This is a genomic window from Nannocystis punicea (genome assembly GCF_026965555.1).
GTDB lineage: Bacteria > Myxococcota_A > Polyangia > Nannocystales > Nannocystaceae > Nannocystis > Nannocystis punicea.
Genome location: NZ_CP114040.1, coordinates 900,606 through 916,834 on the forward strand (window position 1 = coordinate 900,606; position 16,229 = coordinate 916,834).

The window sequence follows — 16,229 nt, forward strand, 5'->3', positions numbered from 1 at the left end:
GCGCGCGGGGCGATCGCCGGGCGCAGTCCCGAGAGTTGTTCGGGGGCGGTGGTGCCTCGCCGAGAGAACGGCGTACGAATCGGCCCACTGCGGCGACGAGGTCCGGGACACCCGCGTGCGGGGACCGTCACCGGTCTGTCGGGTGTCTGATAGTCTGCGCTGCATGGTAGCCGTCGACGGGAGTGACGAGCGGCGACGCGTCGCGCGCGTGGCCGCGTGGCTGGTGGGGACGATCGCGTGCGCGTGCGCGCCCGCCCTGGGCCGGCCGTTCACGCCGCCCGAGGACGGCGGGCCGCCGTGGACCGAGCTGACCTCGCGGCACTTCGTGGTCCGCACCGACCTCACCGAGACGCAGGGACAGGAGGTCGTGGCGGCGCTCGAGCAGGGGTACGGCCTCCTCGCCGACGTCGCGTTCCCGTTCGAGGCCAGGCCCGACGGGCGGACGGTCGTGCTCGTCACCCGCTCGCGCGAGGAGTACGAGCTGCTCGCGCCGCCCGGGACGGCGGGCTTCTTTCGCCGGCAGCTCGACCCGGCGTTGCCGTCGCTGCACTTCTACGGCGGGCCGACGGAGGCGGCGCAGGTGACGATGCTGCACGAGCTGGCCCACCGCTTCACCAACTTTTATTACCCGGGCGCGCCGCGGTGGGTGCACGAGGGCCTGGCCGAGTATTACTCGACCGCGGTGCTCGCCGGCGGCAAGGCGCTGTTCGGCCGGCACCCGCCGGGCCTCCGCTTCCGGCCCGGCATGCTGTGGGACCAGCAGCAGACGGCGAAGGGGGCCATCGTGTGGGTGCCCACGGGCAGCGTGCCGATCGTCGAGACGATGATCGCTACCAGTCCGCGGGACTTCAGCGGCCGCGCGGACCAGCCCGGCGAGGAGCAGAGCGAGGCGAGGCGGGTGATCGCCAACTACGCCGGCGCGTGGGCCCTCGTCCACTTCCTCAAGAGCACCTCGACGTACGAGTCGAGGTTCGCGTCGTTCCTGTCGGCGCTGGGCGCCGGCGAGTCCCCGGAGCAGGCGTGGCAGGCGGGGTTCGGCACGGTCGCGAGGACGGAGCTCGAGGCGGAGTTCCAGCGCTACTTGAACGACCGGACCCACATGGTCTTGCGGACAGATTATGTCCCGCCCGCGCAGCCGCCCGCGGCGGCCCGGACGATGACCGCCGACGAGGTGCACCTGCTGTGGGCGGCGATCCGGCCGTGGACCGACGCGGCGGCGCTGCGCCAGGCTCGCGCCGACGTCGGCGCTGCGCTGGCGATCGCGCCGCGGTCGGCGGACGCGCGGCTGTGGCTGGCCAGGCTCGAGGTCGCCGAGGGCAAGCCCGCCGAGGCGGAGCGCAACCTGCGGCTGGCGCTCGAGCTGCGACCCGACGACGAGCGGGCGCTGCTCGAGCTGTTCCGGCTCTACGACGCGCAGCTCGACGTCGGCGCCGACGGCCAGCGCGACTTCGGCCGCACCGACGCGCTCCTGCCCGCGCTGCAGCGCAGCGCCACCCTCTCGCTCACGCACAACGCGGTCGCCTGGCACCTGGCGTGGGAGCGCGGGCGGCTCGACGAGGCGCTGCCGTACGCGAGCACGGCCGTGCGCGACTTCTCGTGCTTCGAGTGCTTCGACACCCTGGCGTTCGTGATGGCGAAGAAGGGGGCGTTCTCGCAGGCGTTCAAGATGCAGTCGATCGCGCTCAACACGATGCCCGACGGCTACTTCGACGCGGACGTGCTGGCGCGCTGGGAGAGCTACCGCCAGGCCGCGACCGCCGGCAAGTGATCCGGCGATTCGTCAGTGCGCGGCGCCGGATTCACCGTAGAGGGCGCGGAAGTCGGACAGCAGCCGCTCGGCCCGCTCGGCGGAGAGGGGGCCCTGGGGCGGGTGATCGGCGGCGGGCATCGCTCGATCCCAGGGCTTGCCGGTGAGCATGAGCGACAGGGAGGGCTCGCCGAGCGGCGCGACCGCGTGCCAGCCGTCGGGCTCGCCCATCTCGTAGACCGAGCCGGGCGCGAGCTCGAGGCGCATCGCCACCGGCGGGGCGGCGACGCCGGGGCCGTGGCCGACGGTCATGCGATAGCGCCCGGAGAGGAGCTTGATGATCGACGGCCAGGGGTGCGGGTGGAACAGCACCTCCGTCGATGCCGCGGTCGGCATGATGCGGTGGAGGTTGATCCGCAGGTCCCCCCATTGCCGCCACAGGCGCTCGACCTCGGGCGGGTGATAGGTGATGTGCATGCTGTGCCAGCCGTCCCGGCGGAGGAGGGCCGGCAGCTCGGACTCGACCCGGGCGAGGGCGTCGAACATGGCGTGCTCCTCCGAATCAGCGCGGCGGGACGAATTCGTCGCAGGCGTAGTCGATGACGCCGACGGCCTCCTGGAAGAACGGGCTGTAGTCGGGGGCGCAGATGCTGTCGATGATGCCGCGGTCGCCGAAGTAGCCGACGAACTCGACCATCTTGGCGGTCGGGGTGCACTCCAGGCCCGCGGTCTCGGCGTCGCCGTTGAGCGAGAGCATGACGATCGCGGTCTCGTTGCCGCCCTTGAGCGCCAGCAGGTCGGCGTACCAGCTCTGCGGGGTGCCGGGCGAGCCGTTCTCCTGCTCGTCGGAGATCATGGTGACGACGAGGACCGCGTCGTCGCGCAGGAAGCCGGGGTGACAGCCGCCGGCCTCGGTCTGCGGGCCCAGGGCGGTGAGCAGGGCCTCGGCCGGGCGCTCGTTGGAGTTGCCGGTGGCGCCCATGTCGGCGACGCAGTCGAAGGCGCCCGGCAGGTCGGCCTGAGCCTGGGTCATGTAGCGCAGGCCGCCGTCGATCGGGCAGGCCAGCGGCGGGCCGCCGGCCCCCTTGTTGCGACCGGCGCCGAGCGATTGATCGCAGGCCTCGGGCGGCGGCGGCTCCATGCCGCAGATGATGTCCGGGAAATAGACGGTCAGGCAGTTGTCGCCCGGATCGTCGGTCATGCACTTGTTATGGCACTTGTCCCACTTCTCGCCCCACTTGTCCTGGTCGTCGGTGTCGATCACCATGATGTGGTAGTCCTGCGCCTGCACCTGCGACTGAATGGTGCTGATGAAGCCGGGGAAGCTGTTGGCGAGGTTCTGCTGCTCGTCGCCCATCGAGATCGAGTTGTCGAGCACGAACAGGAAGTCGACCTTGGTGCAGCCGTCGCCGCTCGGCGGGGCGCCGAAGTCGGCCATCGCCAGGTCGAGCTTGGGGCCCTGAGAGTCGTTGCTCGTGACGCCCGCGGTCGGCTCGTCGGTGCCGTTGCCGCTGGTCGGGACGCCCGATTCGGTGCCGGTGCCGCTCGCGTCTTCGGTGCCGGCGGTGGCGCTCGTGGTGCCCTGCGTGTTGCCCTGGGTGACGCTGGTGACGCCGGTGACGTTGGTGGCCCCTGCAGTGCCGGCGGTGCCGTCCTCGGCCGGACCGCAGCCGACGCCGCCGAGCATCGCGCCCGCCAGGGCGACCGCTCGCACGCTTGCCTCGCGCATGACTCGCTTCATTTCCGGCCAGGATCGCCCGACCGTCGGGGCGGCGTCAACATGTCCAAAGAGACAGATTTCTCGGGGCCTGGAGGCCACGGCCCGCGAGAGACAGGGGCTGCGCTCGCAGGCGCCTGCCCGAACGCGCGCAGGCGCACCCGAGGGCGGCCCCACCCGCGGTGACCGGCCCCGACGAGACCATCCTGCTCGAGGACGCCGCCGACTTCGACGGCTGCCTCGCCGAGGCCGACCCACTCGCCCGCTTCCGCTGCATGCAGGAGCCGGTGACGACCACGCTGTCCGAGTGCGCGCCGCGGGTCGACGCCTGCGGGTGAGCGGTCAGGCCGAAAGGACATGTCCTGATGAGCATGGCGAATGCGACATGCCCGTCGAGATATGTCTTTTAGAACATGCCCCGAGGGGCATGTGGCATCAATCGTCGCCGGCCGGCAGGGCGCGGGCGCTGCGCTGGGCCAGGGCCTTGTGCTCGCGTTTGCGGCGCTTGCGGGCGGTCCAGGCGCTCTCGCCGGGGAGGCGCTCGTGGATGGTCAGGCTGCCGAAGATCACGCGGCCGCGCAGGCGCAGGATCTGGCCGGCCTTGCCGGGCGGGGGCGGGCCGCTGAGCTGTTCGACGGAGCCGAGGATCGCGCCGCAGTCGTTGTCGAGCTGCCAGCCGGGCGGGATGATGAGGTCGAGGTTGCCGAACACGACGTGGAGGTCGAGCTCGATCGGCCCGCCCGGCAGGACTGCCTGGCGCAGGTCGAGGGTGGCGTTGCCGAACACGACCCGCACGTGGGTGCGCTGGGCGACGTGCCACGCGCCGGTGCGGTCGATCGAGCTGAACAGGGCGCGCAGCCGCGAGGAGGTCGCGGGCACGGCGAGGGCGGCCTCGGCGGGCACGAGGGCGGCGGTCGGGGCCGGTCGCAGGTCGGCGGTCAGGGCGTCGATCTCGGCGACTGTGCCGGCGCGCTCGACGGCCTCGAGCCGCTCGTCGAGGGTGTCCTGGTCGATGAGGTCCTGCGCGTAGCCGTCGCCGAGGTGGGCCCGGGCCTGCTCGCGCGCGCGTTGCAGCTGTCCTGCCGGCGAGTCCACGAGGCGCCTTGTACCATGTCGGCGGGCGCGCCAGGGCCGCGGCGATCGGGTATCCTGCCGGCGCGTGCGGTGGCCTGCGGTAGTGCTGACAGCGGCGCTCTTCGGCTGCGGTCCGGGGTGGTGGGGCCGCGCGCCGGTCGAGGTGAGCGAAGAGCCGACCGCGAACGGTCGCGGGCCGGTGGTCGAGGAGCTGGCGGCCGGGTCGTTCCACACGTGCGCGCGCCTGCGCGGCGGGCAGGTCCGCTGCTGGGGGATGGGCGCGAGCGGTCAGCTCGGCGACGGCTCGGCGGCGCGGAGCGAACGGCCGGTGGTGGTCGCGGGCATCGACGACGCGGTGCAGATCGCAGCCGAGGGCGAGCGCACGTGCGCGGTGCGGGCCGACGGCAGCGTGTGGTGCTGGGGGCAGAACCCGGCGCTCGAGGTCGAGGCAGCGCCCTCGCGCGCGCTGCCGCAGCCGGTGCCCGGCTGGCGCGACGTGCGTCAGCTGGCGCTGGGGTTCGATCACGACTGCGCGGTGGTCGGCAGCGGCGGCGTGGTGTGCAGCGGGCAGGGCGACCATGGCGCGCTGGGCGACGGCGGGTTTTTCTCGGCCGGTCCGGTCGCGGTGGTCCGGCTCGAGGCGGCGGTCGAGGTCGCGGTCGGTTATGCGTTCAGCTGCGCGCGCACGACCGCGGGCGAGGTGTTCTGCTGGGGCTGGAACGAGCTCGGCCAGTGCGGCGACGGGTCGGGCCGCGATCATCTGACGCCGAGCCAGGTGCCGGGGATCGCCGAGGCGCGCGCGCTGACTGCCGGCTTCGATCACGCGTGTGCGTTGCTGGCCGATGGGACAGCCGCGTGCTGGGGCGGCGACACGTTCGGCCAGCGGGGCGACGGCGGTGATACGACCGTCGGACCGCCGGCGCGGGTGGCCGGCCTGCGCGAGGCGGTGGAGCTGTCGGCCGGGCAGTACCGGACGACCGCCCTCCTGGCCGATGGGACAGCTCGCGGCTGGGGCCGCGAGTGGGGCCCCGAGCGCATGCTCTGGCCCGATTGCGGTGAGCCGCGCGAGTACGTGGTGACGGACGCCGCGGCCTCGCCCCGGCGCGCGCCGCCCGAGCCGTACTGCGCGGCGCCGGCGATGCTGCCGCTGGCCGGCGCGAGCCAGGTGGTGGTCGGCCAGCTCCACGCCTGCGCCCGCACCGACGACGGCCAGGTGCTGTGCTGGGGAAGCAACGCCTACGGCGGAGTGGGCGACGGCGGGGTCGACGACCGTCTGCAGCCGACGCCGGTCGCGTGGTGACCGCCCGGGCTCCGCGGTGATTTGCGGGTGACCGATGCGGCGCCGCGGGCGCGGACATCTGGACGTGTCCCCGTAAAAAGATCGGGGCGAGGCCGGGTGCGATATGTACATTCTTTTTTAAAGGCAGAAAAGAATGTGAGCTGGCCTCGGTGACAGGTGTGATCGATGGGGCAGAGAGGTGGTCCGGAACGCTGCTATTTTTCGCCGATGCACGACATGGACGGGGTGCGAGACGACGGCGACGACGCGGAGACGGCGCTGCGGCGCTCGCTGGCGCCGCGGGCGGTGAGCTCGACGCGGAGCCGACAGCTGCTCGAGGTCCGCGGCTCCGAGGTGCACGGTCGCGGCGTCTATGCCCGCAGCGACATCGCCGTCGGCGAGCCGGTGCTGACCTTCGGCGGGATGCTGGTGGCGGCGGCGACGGTCGCCGAGGAGCTGTACGCGATGCAGGTCGGCCCGGAGCTGTGGCTGGTCAGCCCGCCGGGCTCGGAGGACATCGAGGACTTCATGAACCACGGCTGCGAGCCCAACCTCGGGTTCGTCGACGGCTCGGTGACCCTCCACGCGCTGCGACCGATCCGCGCCGGCGAGGAGGTGCTGTGGGACTACAGCACGTCGATGTGCGAGCCGGGCTGGAGCGTGCCCTGCTCCTGCGGCGCGCCCGGCTGCCGCGGCCGGATCGCCAGCTTCTGCGACCTGCCGGCCAGCGCCCAGGAGCGCCTGCGTCCGCGCGTCCTGGCGTTCCTGCGCGGGTAGACAAGTCCTCCGGGACATGTCACTCGGAGAATGTCTCGAAGGGCATGTCCAGTGGGACATGTCACGAGACGGAAGGCGGGCGGCTGTTTAAAAATTGATCTGGACCGAGCCTGCCCCGAAGGTCAGATTGGCGGTGGGTCGATTGCGGTTGTGGCGGGCCAGGGCGACGCCGTTGATGATGCTCGAGACCAGGGAGATCTTGCCGAGCACGAGGGCGCCGAGGCCGAGCACGGGGCGGCCGAAGATCCCGCAATCGCGGCAGTCGGACGGGGGGAAGGCGGCGATCATGCCGAGGGTGAGGACGCTGAGGCCGAGCACGACGCCCCAGCCGATCTGGCGCCCGCGCAGCTGATCGTGGCGCTTGGCCCACTTGCGCCAGGCGTCGTCGGCCAGCGCGGCCGGCTCGCTCGGGATCGGCAGCGGCGCGGGCAGGGCGGCCGGCGGGAGGTAATAGCCGGGTGGCGGATCGTACCAGCCGGGCGGCGGATCGTAGTACCCCGCGGGTGGATCTTTAAAAATGGGGGGGGCGCCGGGCGTGTCCGATTCGTAGTACGCGGGCGGTGGATCGTAGTAGCCGGGCGGCGGATCGTAGTACCCCGCGGGCGGGTCGGCGTAGATCGGTTGCATGTAGCTCGGCGCGCTCGTGGACTCGGCGGCGGCCGGCTCGCCGGCGGCGGCGACGAGGAGGCTGGACGCGACCACGAGCGACGTAAGCGAGGCAAACATCGCCCGACGATATCGCGTCCCGCGAGGTCGCGCTCGCAGGCCCGACGCCACTGCCGCGCGGTCGGAGGAGAGGGCGGCGAATCGCCGTTCTCGCGGCGCCCCGAGGGCCGACTGTCACAGCGAGCGGGCGCCGTCGCGCCGGCGGGGCCGAAGACGCGAGACCGCGCAGGAGGCGCGCTGGGGTCGGAGGAGGCTCTGGTGCCAGCAAGGCTGCGCGGAGGAGAGCCGGAATTCTGGTCGCCATCCCGCTGCTAGCCGCCGGCATCACCATGTTCGTCCTCGGCGTCCGCGAGCCGCGCGTGAACAAAGCGGATTTCCATGAGAGGCGGCAGGCCGCTCGTACGATTTTTGAGGCGGCGGCGCGAGGGGCGACGCCCGCCATCTGTCCCAAGGGTCATGAGCCCCGGGCCGGTCCGCGAGCGGTCACGACGGGCACGCGGGCGGCTGCTCGTCGCACATGCCGAGGGTCCACGGCAGGAAGTAGCCCTGCGGGGTCGGGTTGTGCGGCTCCGGGGTCGCGCCGACGAGGCAAAGCGCCAGGTTCTCGGGGGACGGATCGGCCAGGCAGTCGTCGAAGTAGGTCGTCGGCTGGAGCAGGACCCGCCGCGACTGGGTCGCACTGTCGCCGCAGCAGGTGAAGTATTCCCACTCCCAGGTCATCAGCACGGCCTCGTCGCCGAGGATGTCGACGTTCGCCAGCACGTTGACTGCGATGTCGCCGTAGAAGCCCTGGAGGTCGCCCCACTCGACGGTCACACGCCCGACGGTGCGGTCGCGCAATTGTTGGAGCACGCAGACGGCGTCCTCGACCGGCGAGTTGAGGACCAACTTGTCCGGCGACTCCTCCGTGTTCTGGATCTTGAGCGGCGGACAGGTCTGCGGCAGGCCGCAATCCCACGGAGTGAACACGCAGGTGGGCTTGCAGTCGAACATGTCCTCGTCGTCGCACTCGATCGGGATCGGCGTCATGCACTCGTCGATCGCGCAGGCGGTCAACGGCTCGTCCTCGGTGGTGGCCTCGGTCGTCGCTTCGGTGGTGGCGACCGTGGTGCTGGTCGCCTCGGTGCTCGTGGTGTCGAGGCTCGTCCCGACGGTGGCGTCGGTGGTGGTCGGGCCGGTCGTCGGAGAGCTGTCGGGCGCGGTCGTGCCGGTGGTCGTCGGCTCGGTGCTGTCGCTCGCGGTCTCCTTCTGCTCGGGACCGCAAGCGAGCGCGAGCGCGGCGCACAGGGACATCGTCGTGGTGAAGATCGAGTGGGTGCTGGCCATCGCCGCGGCGCCATGCAGGGCCCGCTCCAGCGGCGTGGCGTGCAATTCCCTCCATTTTCGCCGTGGCCATGAGGATGGTCATGACATCGTCGTCGGCTCGGTCGATTCCCCATGTCGCGGCATGAGGGACGGCGCGTTCCTGACTCGGCCCGCAGTTCACGAACCCGAGCGTCGGGCAGCGACGCCGCGGCTCGCTTCCGGGGCTGACCGTGAAGCTCGGCCGCCCCGGATCGGCTGGCCCGGCGCCGCATCGATGGGGCCGACCTCTTCTGTTCCCTGGCCCTTCTTCTCGCGGGTCACGCCGCTCTGACATGTGTATGAGATGTCTCTCGGGACATGCTCATCAGAGCATGTCCTCGGAGACATTCTGTCATCACAGCAAGGTCTGCGGGCCCTTGGGGCTCAGGGTCAGCAGCGGCTGGATCAGGCCGTCGGGCAGCGAGTAGACCCACGCGTGCAGGTAGGGGTTGTCGCGGCCCGCCCAGGCGTTGCGGATGACGTCGGTCTCGGCCAGGCGGTGGACCTGGGCGACGGTGTTGAGCTCGACGAGCTTGGCCCAGCGCTCGTTCTCGGGGAGCAGGTCGAGCTGCTTGCGGTGGCGCTGGTAGATCTCCGCGACCGGCTCGAGCCAGTGGGTGAGGCGGCCGGGCGGGGCGCCGTTCATCGCCGCCTTGACGCCGCCGCAGCCGTAGTGACCGCAGACGATCACGTGGCGCACCGCGAGGGCCTCGATCGCGTACTGGATCACGCACAGGACGTTGGTGTCGTCGGCGCGGACCAGGTTGGCGACGTTGCGGTGGACGAACAGCTCGCCGGCGTCGGTGACCGTCAGCTGGGTCTCGGGCACCCGGCTGTCGGAGCAGGAGATCCACAGGAACTCGGGCTGCTGGCCGGCGGCCAGGCGCTGGAAGAACTCGGGGTCGATGGCGCGGCGCTCCTGCGCCCAGGACTTGTTGGCGAGGAGCAGGCGACGAGCGGGGTTCATGCGGCCTCTGGCTTGAAGTGGACGTTCAGGCTGGTGGCGCTGCGGCGCAGCTCCACGACGATGTTGCGCGCCCTGGCGGACAGCAGGAAGTCGTCGATCGCGTCGACGATGTCGGGGTCGATGAACTGCGCCCGCGTGCCGTCGATCAGCACCGTGGCGCCGGCCGGGATGGCCGAGAAGGCGCGCAGCAGCGCCGGCTTGTTGAGGAACGAGACGTCCTTGGCGAACCGGATCAGGTACTCCGGGCCCTCGTGGGCGACGACGATCGCCGACTTGAAGTTGCTGCGGATGACGTAGAAGATGCCGACGCCGACGCCGATGGCCACGCCGACCAGCAGGTCGGTGAACAGGATGGCCGCGAGGGTGACGACGAACGGCACGAACTGGTTCTTGCCGCGCTGGTACTGCTCGTGAAACACCCGCAGGCTGGCGAGCCGCAGGCCCATGACGATCAGCACCGCGGCCAGCGCCGACAGCGGGATGTGGTTGAGGATCGGCGCCAGCACCAGGACGCTGAGCAGCAGCAGCAAGCCGTGCAAGATCGTCGACATCCGCGTGCGCGCGCCGGCGTCGATGTTGGCCGACGAGCGGACGATGACGGCGGTGAGAGGGAGGCCGCCGAGCAGGCCCGAGACGATGTTGCCGGCGCCCTGGGCCTTGAGCTCGCGGTCGGTCGGGGTGATCCGGTGGAACGGGTCGAGCTTGTCGGAGGCGCCGACCGACAGCAGCGACTCGACGCTGGCGATGACCGCGATGGTGGCGGCGATCCGCCACACCGCCGGGTCGCCGATGCGCGAGAAGTCGGGGAACGGCAGGGCGAACAGAATGCCGTACAGGCCGCTCAGATCGGGGATGGCGACCATATGGGTGTTCTCGCTCAGGAACATGCCCGGCGCGTAGAGCTTGAACAGCTCGTTGGTGGCGGCGCCGACGATCACGGCGACCAGGGCCGGCGGCATCCACGAGCCGACGAGCTTCTTGCCGAACTTCTGCCACAGCAGCAGGGCCGCCAGCGCGGCGGAGAAGATGATGAAGGCGCCGAGGTCGGCGTTCTGCACCGCGGCGATGATGTCGGTGAAGGTGTTGCCGCCGCTCTGACCGGCGAAGCTCTCGTCGCCCTCGAAGTCGAGGTCGTAGCCGAGCGCGTGCGGGACCTGCTTGAGCACGAGGATGCAGCCGATCGCCGCCAACATGCCGTGGACCACCGCGACCGGGACGAAGTGGGCGACCACGCCGGCCCGCAGCAGGCCGAAGACCAGCTGCATCGCCCCCGCGAGCACGACCGCGAGGATGAAGGCGGAGTAGGCGCCGAGCTCGCCGATGCCGGCGGCGACCACCACTGTCAGGCCGGCGGCCGGGCCGCTGACGCTCAGGGGCGAGCCGCTCAGCGCGCCGACGACGAGGCCGCCGACGAACCCCGCGAACAGCCCCGAGAGCAGCGGCGCCCCCGACGCCAGGGCGATGCCCAGGCACAGCGGGAGAGCGACGAGGAAGACGACGAGCGAGGCCGGGAGGTCCGCGGCCAGGTGCCCGTGCCAGGGCTGTTTGTCTGGAGTCAATGGTGACATCGAGGATGAAGCTGGCTTAATCGAGATGCGGGGGAATGTGATGGCAAGAATCCGGAAGAGCGTCCACCGATAAGAAATACTGGAAGATTCCTTCAGATGAAGGATGCATCATGCAGTGCTACAGAGCCATGGGTAGCCATGGGATTCATCGAACGGATCAAGCACGCCATCGTGAGCAACGGGGAAGGGATCGCGCTGCGCGACCTGAAGGCCGCTGTTCGCGCCGGCGAGGACCTCCGCGCCACCCTGGAGCTGACCGGGGGCGAGCATGATGTGAATCTCGAGGGCGTGCTCCTGCGCCTCGACGAGGAGCGCCTCATCTACGACAACCCCCGCCACGGCGACTTCGACTTCTGGCGCGAGGCCGCCGCCGTGACGATCCCCCTCGGCCGCTCCCTCGCCCCCGGCGAGCGCCTGCAGGTCCCCCTCGTCCTCCGCCTGCCCGCCGACCTCGAACCCTCGGCCACCCACCGCCGCTACCGCGTCACCGCCAAGCTGCAGGCCTCCGGCCGCCACCCCAAGGCCAGCGCCGTGGTCGACGTGGTCGCCTGAACGTCCCCACGCGCCGAAGGCCGCGCGATCACCCCGTGGTCGCGCGGCTCGTCGCGATCTGCAGCCCGGCACCTCGTCGCGGCCGAGCTCGCCGGCTCGCTGCACGCCTGTCCTTCGGGACATGCGCGAGACGCGTCGGTCCGGATACACTCGTCCGGTCGTGTCCGCCCCCGTCCGCCTCCGCCCCGGTCTCCGCTCCCTCGCCCCGTTCGTGCTCGCGCTCGCGTGCGACCGCGGCCCAGCGGGAGGTCCGCCGCCGCCGACGAAGGCCGCGCCGGCGACCGCCGCACCGGCGCCGGTGGCCGCGGCGCCCGAGACGACCGCGACGCCGGAGAACCAACCGATGACCCCGCCCGACCTCACGGCGCTGACGACCGAATTGCTGCGCGTCCACGGAGAGGGCCAGCGCGCCCGGATCGATCGCGGCCTGGCGCAGGTCGCGGCGCTGTGGCGCCCGGAGGACGGCGACCTGGCGGCGTTCGTGCGCGAGCAGTTCATCAGCGAGCCGGTCGCGCTGGCGGCGACGTTCGCCCGCCTCGAGTCGGTGTTCGAGCAGATCGAGGGCCACACCCACGAGGTCGGCCGCGAGGTCCGCCGCGCCACCGACGTCGACACCGGCCCGCTGCTGGCGGTCGACCCGCTGCTGGCGACCTACGATCCTTTCGCCCACGTCACCGAGGACCTGTTCCAGGCCAAGGTCGGCTTCGTGGTCCTGCTCAACTTCCCGCTGACGACGCTGGCCGAGCGCAGCGAACATGGCCCGAAGTACAGCCGCCAGGAGTGGGCCGAGGTCCGCCTGGGCGCCCGCTTCGGCCGCCGCGTCCCCGCCGAGGTGCGCCAGGCGGTCACCCGCGCCACCGCCGACGCCGACCTGTACATCTCGCAATACAACGTGTGGATGCACCACCTGGTCGATGAGACAGGTGCTCGGCCGTTCCCCTCGGGCCTGCGCCTCATCAGCCACTGGAACCTGCGCGACGAGCTCAAGGGCCGCTACGCCGACCCCGACGGGCTGAAGAAGCAGCGGATGATCGTCAAGGTGATGGAGCGGATCGTGACCCAGACGATCCCCGCGGCGGTGATCGACAACCCGCACGTCGACTGGGACCCGTTCACCAACGCGGTGTCGGCCGCGCCCGCGAGCGAGGTCGAGGCCGACGCCCCGCCGCGCGCGGTCAGCCTCGACGGCGCGCGCGAGGACGACGTCCGCTACGCCAAGCTGCTCGCCAACTTCCACGCGGCCCGCCAGGAGGACAAGTACGTGCCGATCGCCCCGACGGCGATCGCCCGCAGCTTCGAGCTCGGCCGCGAGCTGCCGGAGGAGCGCGTCAAGGCGCTGCTCGAGCAGGTGCTCACCTCGCCGCTGGTCGCTCGCACGGCGGCCTTGATCGAGCAGCGCCTCGGCCGCGAGCTGGGGCCGCAGGACCTGTGGTACGCCGGCTTCCGCGGCAACGCGGCCCACTCCGAGGCCGAGCTCGACAAGCGCACCAGGGCCCGCTACCCGACGCCCGAGGCGTTCGCCCGCGACATGCCGCGGCTCCTCCAGGGCCTGGGGTTCGCGCCGCCGCGCGCCAAGTTCCTCGCCGAGCACATCCTCGTCGACCCGTCGCGCGGGGCCGGGCACGCGCTGCAGTCGCTGCGCCGCGGCGACTTCCCCCACCTGCGCACCCGCGTCGGCGCCGGCGGCATGGACTACAAGGGCTACAACATCGCGGTGCACGAGCTCGGCCACAACGTCGAGCAGGTGTTCTCGCTGTACAGCGTCGACCACACGCTGCTCGCCGGGGTGCCCAACAACGCGTTCACCGAGGCGCTCGCGTTCGTGTTCCAGGCCCGCGACCTCGAGCTGCTCGGCGTCGGCAAGCCCGACGCCGCCAGCGAGCGCGAGCGCGTGCTCGCCGACTTCTGGGCGACCTTCGAGATCGCCGGCGTGGCCCTGGTCGACGTCGCCACCTGGCACTGGCTGTACGACCACCCCGAGGCGACCCCGGCCGAGCTGCGCGAGGCGGTGGTGAAGATCGCCCAGGACACCTGGGACCGCTATTACGCGCCGGTCCTCGGCGGCAACGGCACGCCGCTGCTCGGCATCTACAGCCACATGATCTCGTACCCGCTGTACTTGACCGACTACCCGCTCGGCCACCTGATCGCGTTCCAGATCGAGGAGCACATCGCCAAGGCCGGCAAGCTCGGCCCGGAGTTCGAGCGCATGGCCTCGCTCGGCGCGCTCACGCCCGACCTGTGGATGACCCAAGCGACAGGTGCGCCGGTGGCCGCCGAGCCGCTGCTGCGCGCGACCGAGGCGGCCCTCCAGGGCGCCGCCGCGCCGTCGCCTTGACGGCCGCCCTCGCGGGTGCTTTCCTGTGGGAGGAATGCTTGGATTTATTCTTTTTACAGTAATTGACATCACGGGCCAGGCCGACGCCGACCGGATTCGCATCCAACAACACCTCGAGACGGTCGAGACGGAGCTGCGCGCGCGCGACACCTCGCACCTGCCGCCCGCGCTGCAAGCCGAACGGGCGCGCAACCTCGACCGCCTGCACACCTATCAGATGGCGGGCCTGTTCCCGCGCAACCCGGAGTTCATCGGCGAGCGCGTGCCGTTCTTCATCGACGAGGACGGGGTCGCCTGCGCCGTCGGTCACCTGGTCATCGAGTCAGGTTTCGCCGACGTGGCCGGCGAGATCGCGGCGCGCGAGAACAACGCCCGCCTGCTCGACATGACCCACCCGGCCCTGTCGGGGTGGATCGCCCAGAGCGGCCTGACCGCCGAGGAGTGCGCGCGGATCCAGCCGACGTACTGCGGCTGCGGCGACGAGTACGCGCCGGTCTGCGGCGTCGACGGCCAGACCTACGGCAACGCCTGCTACGCCGAGACCTGCGCGAACGTGGCGATCGCCCACGAGGGCGCGTGCAAGGCCGAGGAGAGCACGAGCGACTGGCCCGACGCGGGCACGAGCACCGGCCCGGGTGACTCGACGGGCAGCGATTCGACGGGCAGCGAGACGACGGGCGAGGAGCCCGGCAGCTCGAGCGGCTCCGGCAGCGCGGGCGAGCCGCACGAGGCGGCCGAGCGCAAGGGGGGCTGCTCTTTGGGACAGGAACGGGCGGGGGCGCCGGCGCTGGCGCTGCTCCTCTTGCTGGCGGCGCGGCGGCGGAGGGCCCGGTCATGACGTCGGCGAAGATCGCGGTCATCTCCCTGTCCCTGCTGGTGGCGTGCGGCGGCGCGGGCGGCGAGTCCGAGACCGACGGCAGCAGCGGCACGAGCAGCGGCTCCGACACCGAGGAGCCCACCGACGGTCCGCCGACGAGCTCGAGCGGCGATCCGACAGGCGACGAGCCGGCGCCTGCGTGCACGCCGGGCGACGAGCCCGGCGCGCTCGAGTGGTCGCAGAGCGCGGCGGCGCTGCCCGGCTTCGTGCCGTCGCTGGCGGCCGGGCCCGAAGATTCGGTGGTGCTCGCCGGCCACGCGCCCGGGAACGACGCGTTCGTCGAGCTGCGCGACGCCCAGGGGGCGAAGGTGTGGAGCGACGTCTACGCCGGCGTCCACGGCCTCGACGACGTCGCGCTCGACGTGGCGGTCGACTCGAAAGGGTTCGTCCACGTGCTGGTGCGCGAGGTGATCCTGCACGCCGTCGCCGAGATGATGGAGACGTTCGACGCCCGCCTGGTGGTGCTCCGCTACGCGCCCGACGGCGCGCACGTGTGGCGCTGGGAGCACGAGCGCGCGCCCGTCGAGCCGTGGGGCTCGTACTCGCCGGAGGGCAGGCTGGCGGCCGCCGGCGAGTCGATCGTCGTGCTCGAGTGGGCCTACAACCAACCGTTCCAGCACGTGCGGCTCGACGCGTTCGGCAACGTGCAGGCCGAGGTGACCCTCGCGGTGCCGGACAACAGCTACCGCGTCCGCTTCGACGTCGGCGCCGACGGCTCGGTGGCGCTCGCCGACACCCTCGAGAGCCCCGAGCGCCTGTGGGTCGGCCGCTTCGACGCCCACGGGGCCCCGGCCTGGTCGGTCGAGTTCGAGGGCGACGAGCTCAAGCCGGGCTCGGTGTTCGCGGCGGCGGACGGCGGGGCCTACCTGGCCGGGTCGCTCGACGCGAATCCGGGCCTCTCGTTCTCGCTGCGCAAGTTCGCCGGCGACGGCGCGGTCGAGTGGAGCCAGGGGCTGCCGGTCGAGGGCGCCGACGACCTCCGCTTCGGCGGCGCGCTCCGCTGCGACGGGGCGCTGCTGCTGGTCGGCGGCACCGACAAGCCGCCGCAGCCGGACAACGAGTGGGGCCAGCGGCGCGACCTGTGGGCGGGGCTGATGGGGCCCGACGGGGCGCTGCTGTGGAGCTTCGAGCACGAATTCGGCCCGCCGTTCAGCTGGGGCGACGGCAACGCCGCGGCGTTCACCAGCGGCGGCGCCGCGGTCGTCAGCGGCAGCTTCCTCGGCGAGGACGGCGCCAACTACCAGCCGTGGCTGGGCCGCTTTTCGGGAGGCTGAGCGAAAGAGCATGTCCTGAAGGGCATGGCTGATACGCCATGCCCTTCAG

Annotated in this window: 15 protein-coding genes; 8 read left to right on the forward strand and 7 right to left on the reverse strand. The window is 71.7% G+C overall.

What is annotated here, in order from left to right:
• The first annotated feature begins 163 nt into the window (after nt 1-163).
• A complete protein-coding gene (locus O0S08_RS03335) occupies nt 164-1,768 on the forward strand; it encodes a tetratricopeptide repeat protein (protein WP_269037504.1) in 1,605 nt (534 codons plus the stop codon).
• Nucleotides 1,769-1,780: 12 nt separating this feature from the next.
• Here O0S08_RS03335 and O0S08_RS03340 read toward each other — a convergent pair whose 3' ends face one another.
• Together O0S08_RS03340 and O0S08_RS03345 are read right to left on the reverse strand one after the other, a co-directional pair.
• Nucleotides 1,781-2,293, reverse strand: a complete 513-nt coding sequence (locus tag O0S08_RS03340; protein ID WP_269037505.1) for a hypothetical protein — start codon at nt 2,291-2,293, stop codon at nt 1,781-1,783.
• Between the two features lie 16 nt (nt 2,294-2,309).
• Nucleotides 2,310-3,476, reverse strand: coding sequence for a hypothetical protein (locus tag O0S08_RS03345; RefSeq protein WP_269037506.1), 1,167 nt, complete (start codon nt 3,474-3,476; stop codon nt 2,310-2,312).
• Nucleotides 3,477-3,646: 170 nt separating this feature from the next.
• Here O0S08_RS03345 and O0S08_RS03350 point away from each other — a divergent pair, with 170 nt between their 5' ends.
• Nucleotides 3,647-3,802, forward strand: a complete 156-nt coding sequence (locus tag O0S08_RS03350; protein ID WP_269037507.1) for a hypothetical protein — start codon at nt 3,647-3,649, stop codon at nt 3,800-3,802.
• A gap of 97 nt (nt 3,803-3,899) precedes the next feature.
• On the opposite strand, the gene O0S08_RS03355 is transcribed toward O0S08_RS03350, so the two are convergent.
• Entirely contained in the window at nt 3,900-4,559 is a 660-nt protein-coding gene (locus O0S08_RS03355; protein ID WP_269037508.1) for a DUF1707 SHOCT-like domain-containing protein, read from the reverse strand.
• Between the two features lie 82 nt (nt 4,560-4,641).
• Between O0S08_RS03355 and O0S08_RS03360 the strand changes: the two genes are divergently transcribed.
• Both O0S08_RS03360 and O0S08_RS03365 read left to right on the forward strand, forming a co-directional pair.
• Complete coding sequence (locus O0S08_RS03360) at nt 4,642-5,838, forward strand: RCC1 domain-containing protein (RefSeq protein WP_269037509.1); 1,197 nt, start codon at nt 4,642-4,644, stop codon at nt 5,836-5,838.
• 207 nt (nt 5,839-6,045) lie between these two features.
• Nucleotides 6,046-6,594, forward strand: coding sequence for an SET domain-containing protein (locus tag O0S08_RS03365; protein WP_269037510.1), 549 nt, complete (start codon nt 6,046-6,048; stop codon nt 6,592-6,594).
• Nucleotides 6,595-6,681: 87 nt separating this feature from the next.
• Here the strand turns inward: O0S08_RS03365 and O0S08_RS03370 are convergent, their stop codons facing one another.
• The 4 genes from O0S08_RS03370 to O0S08_RS03385 all read right to left on the reverse strand — a co-directional run bounded on the left by O0S08_RS03370 (nt 6,682) and on the right by O0S08_RS03385 (nt 11,139).
• Nucleotides 6,682-7,320, reverse strand: coding sequence for a hypothetical protein (locus O0S08_RS03370; protein ID WP_269037511.1), 639 nt, complete (start codon nt 7,318-7,320; stop codon nt 6,682-6,684).
• A 423-nt stretch (nt 7,321-7,743) separates the two neighbouring features.
• Nucleotides 7,744-8,631 (reverse strand): hypothetical protein, encoded by an 888-nt coding sequence (locus O0S08_RS03375; protein ID WP_269037512.1) that lies wholly within the window; start codon nt 8,629-8,631, stop codon nt 7,744-7,746.
• A 328-nt stretch (nt 8,632-8,959) separates the two neighbouring features.
• Complete coding sequence (locus O0S08_RS03380; RefSeq protein WP_269037513.1) at nt 8,960-9,571, reverse strand: carbonic anhydrase; 612 nt, start codon at nt 9,569-9,571, stop codon at nt 8,960-8,962.
• Nucleotides 9,568-11,139, reverse strand: coding sequence for a SulP family inorganic anion transporter (locus O0S08_RS03385; protein ID WP_371879527.1), 1,572 nt, complete (start codon nt 11,137-11,139; stop codon nt 9,568-9,570). Before O0S08_RS03385 ends, O0S08_RS03380 begins: the two co-directional genes overlap by 4 nt.
• 138 nt (nt 11,140-11,277) lie before the next feature.
• Here O0S08_RS03385 and O0S08_RS03390 point away from each other — a divergent pair, with 138 nt between their 5' ends.
• From O0S08_RS03390 to O0S08_RS03405, 4 genes are all read left to right on the forward strand, one after another.
• The gene (locus O0S08_RS03390; protein ID WP_269037515.1) at nt 11,278-11,691 is read left to right on the forward strand and encodes a sporulation protein; all 414 of its coding nucleotides are present in this window, start codon (nt 11,278-11,280) and stop codon (nt 11,689-11,691) included.
• A gap of 343 nt (nt 11,692-12,034) precedes the next feature.
• Complete coding sequence (locus tag O0S08_RS03395; protein ID WP_269041936.1) at nt 12,035-14,029, forward strand: hypothetical protein; 1,995 nt, start codon at nt 12,035-12,037, stop codon at nt 14,027-14,029.
• 34 nt (nt 14,030-14,063) lie between these two features.
• Complete coding sequence (locus O0S08_RS03400) at nt 14,064-14,867, forward strand: Kazal-type serine protease inhibitor family protein (RefSeq protein ID WP_269037516.1); 804 nt, start codon at nt 14,064-14,066, stop codon at nt 14,865-14,867.
• On the forward strand, nt 14,864-16,180 hold the full coding sequence (locus O0S08_RS03405) for a hypothetical protein (RefSeq protein WP_269037517.1): 1,317 nt from the start codon (nt 14,864-14,866) through the stop codon (nt 16,178-16,180). The genes O0S08_RS03400 and O0S08_RS03405 overlap by 4 nt, the downstream gene beginning before the upstream one ends.
• Nucleotides 16,181-16,229: the final 49 nt, after the last annotated feature.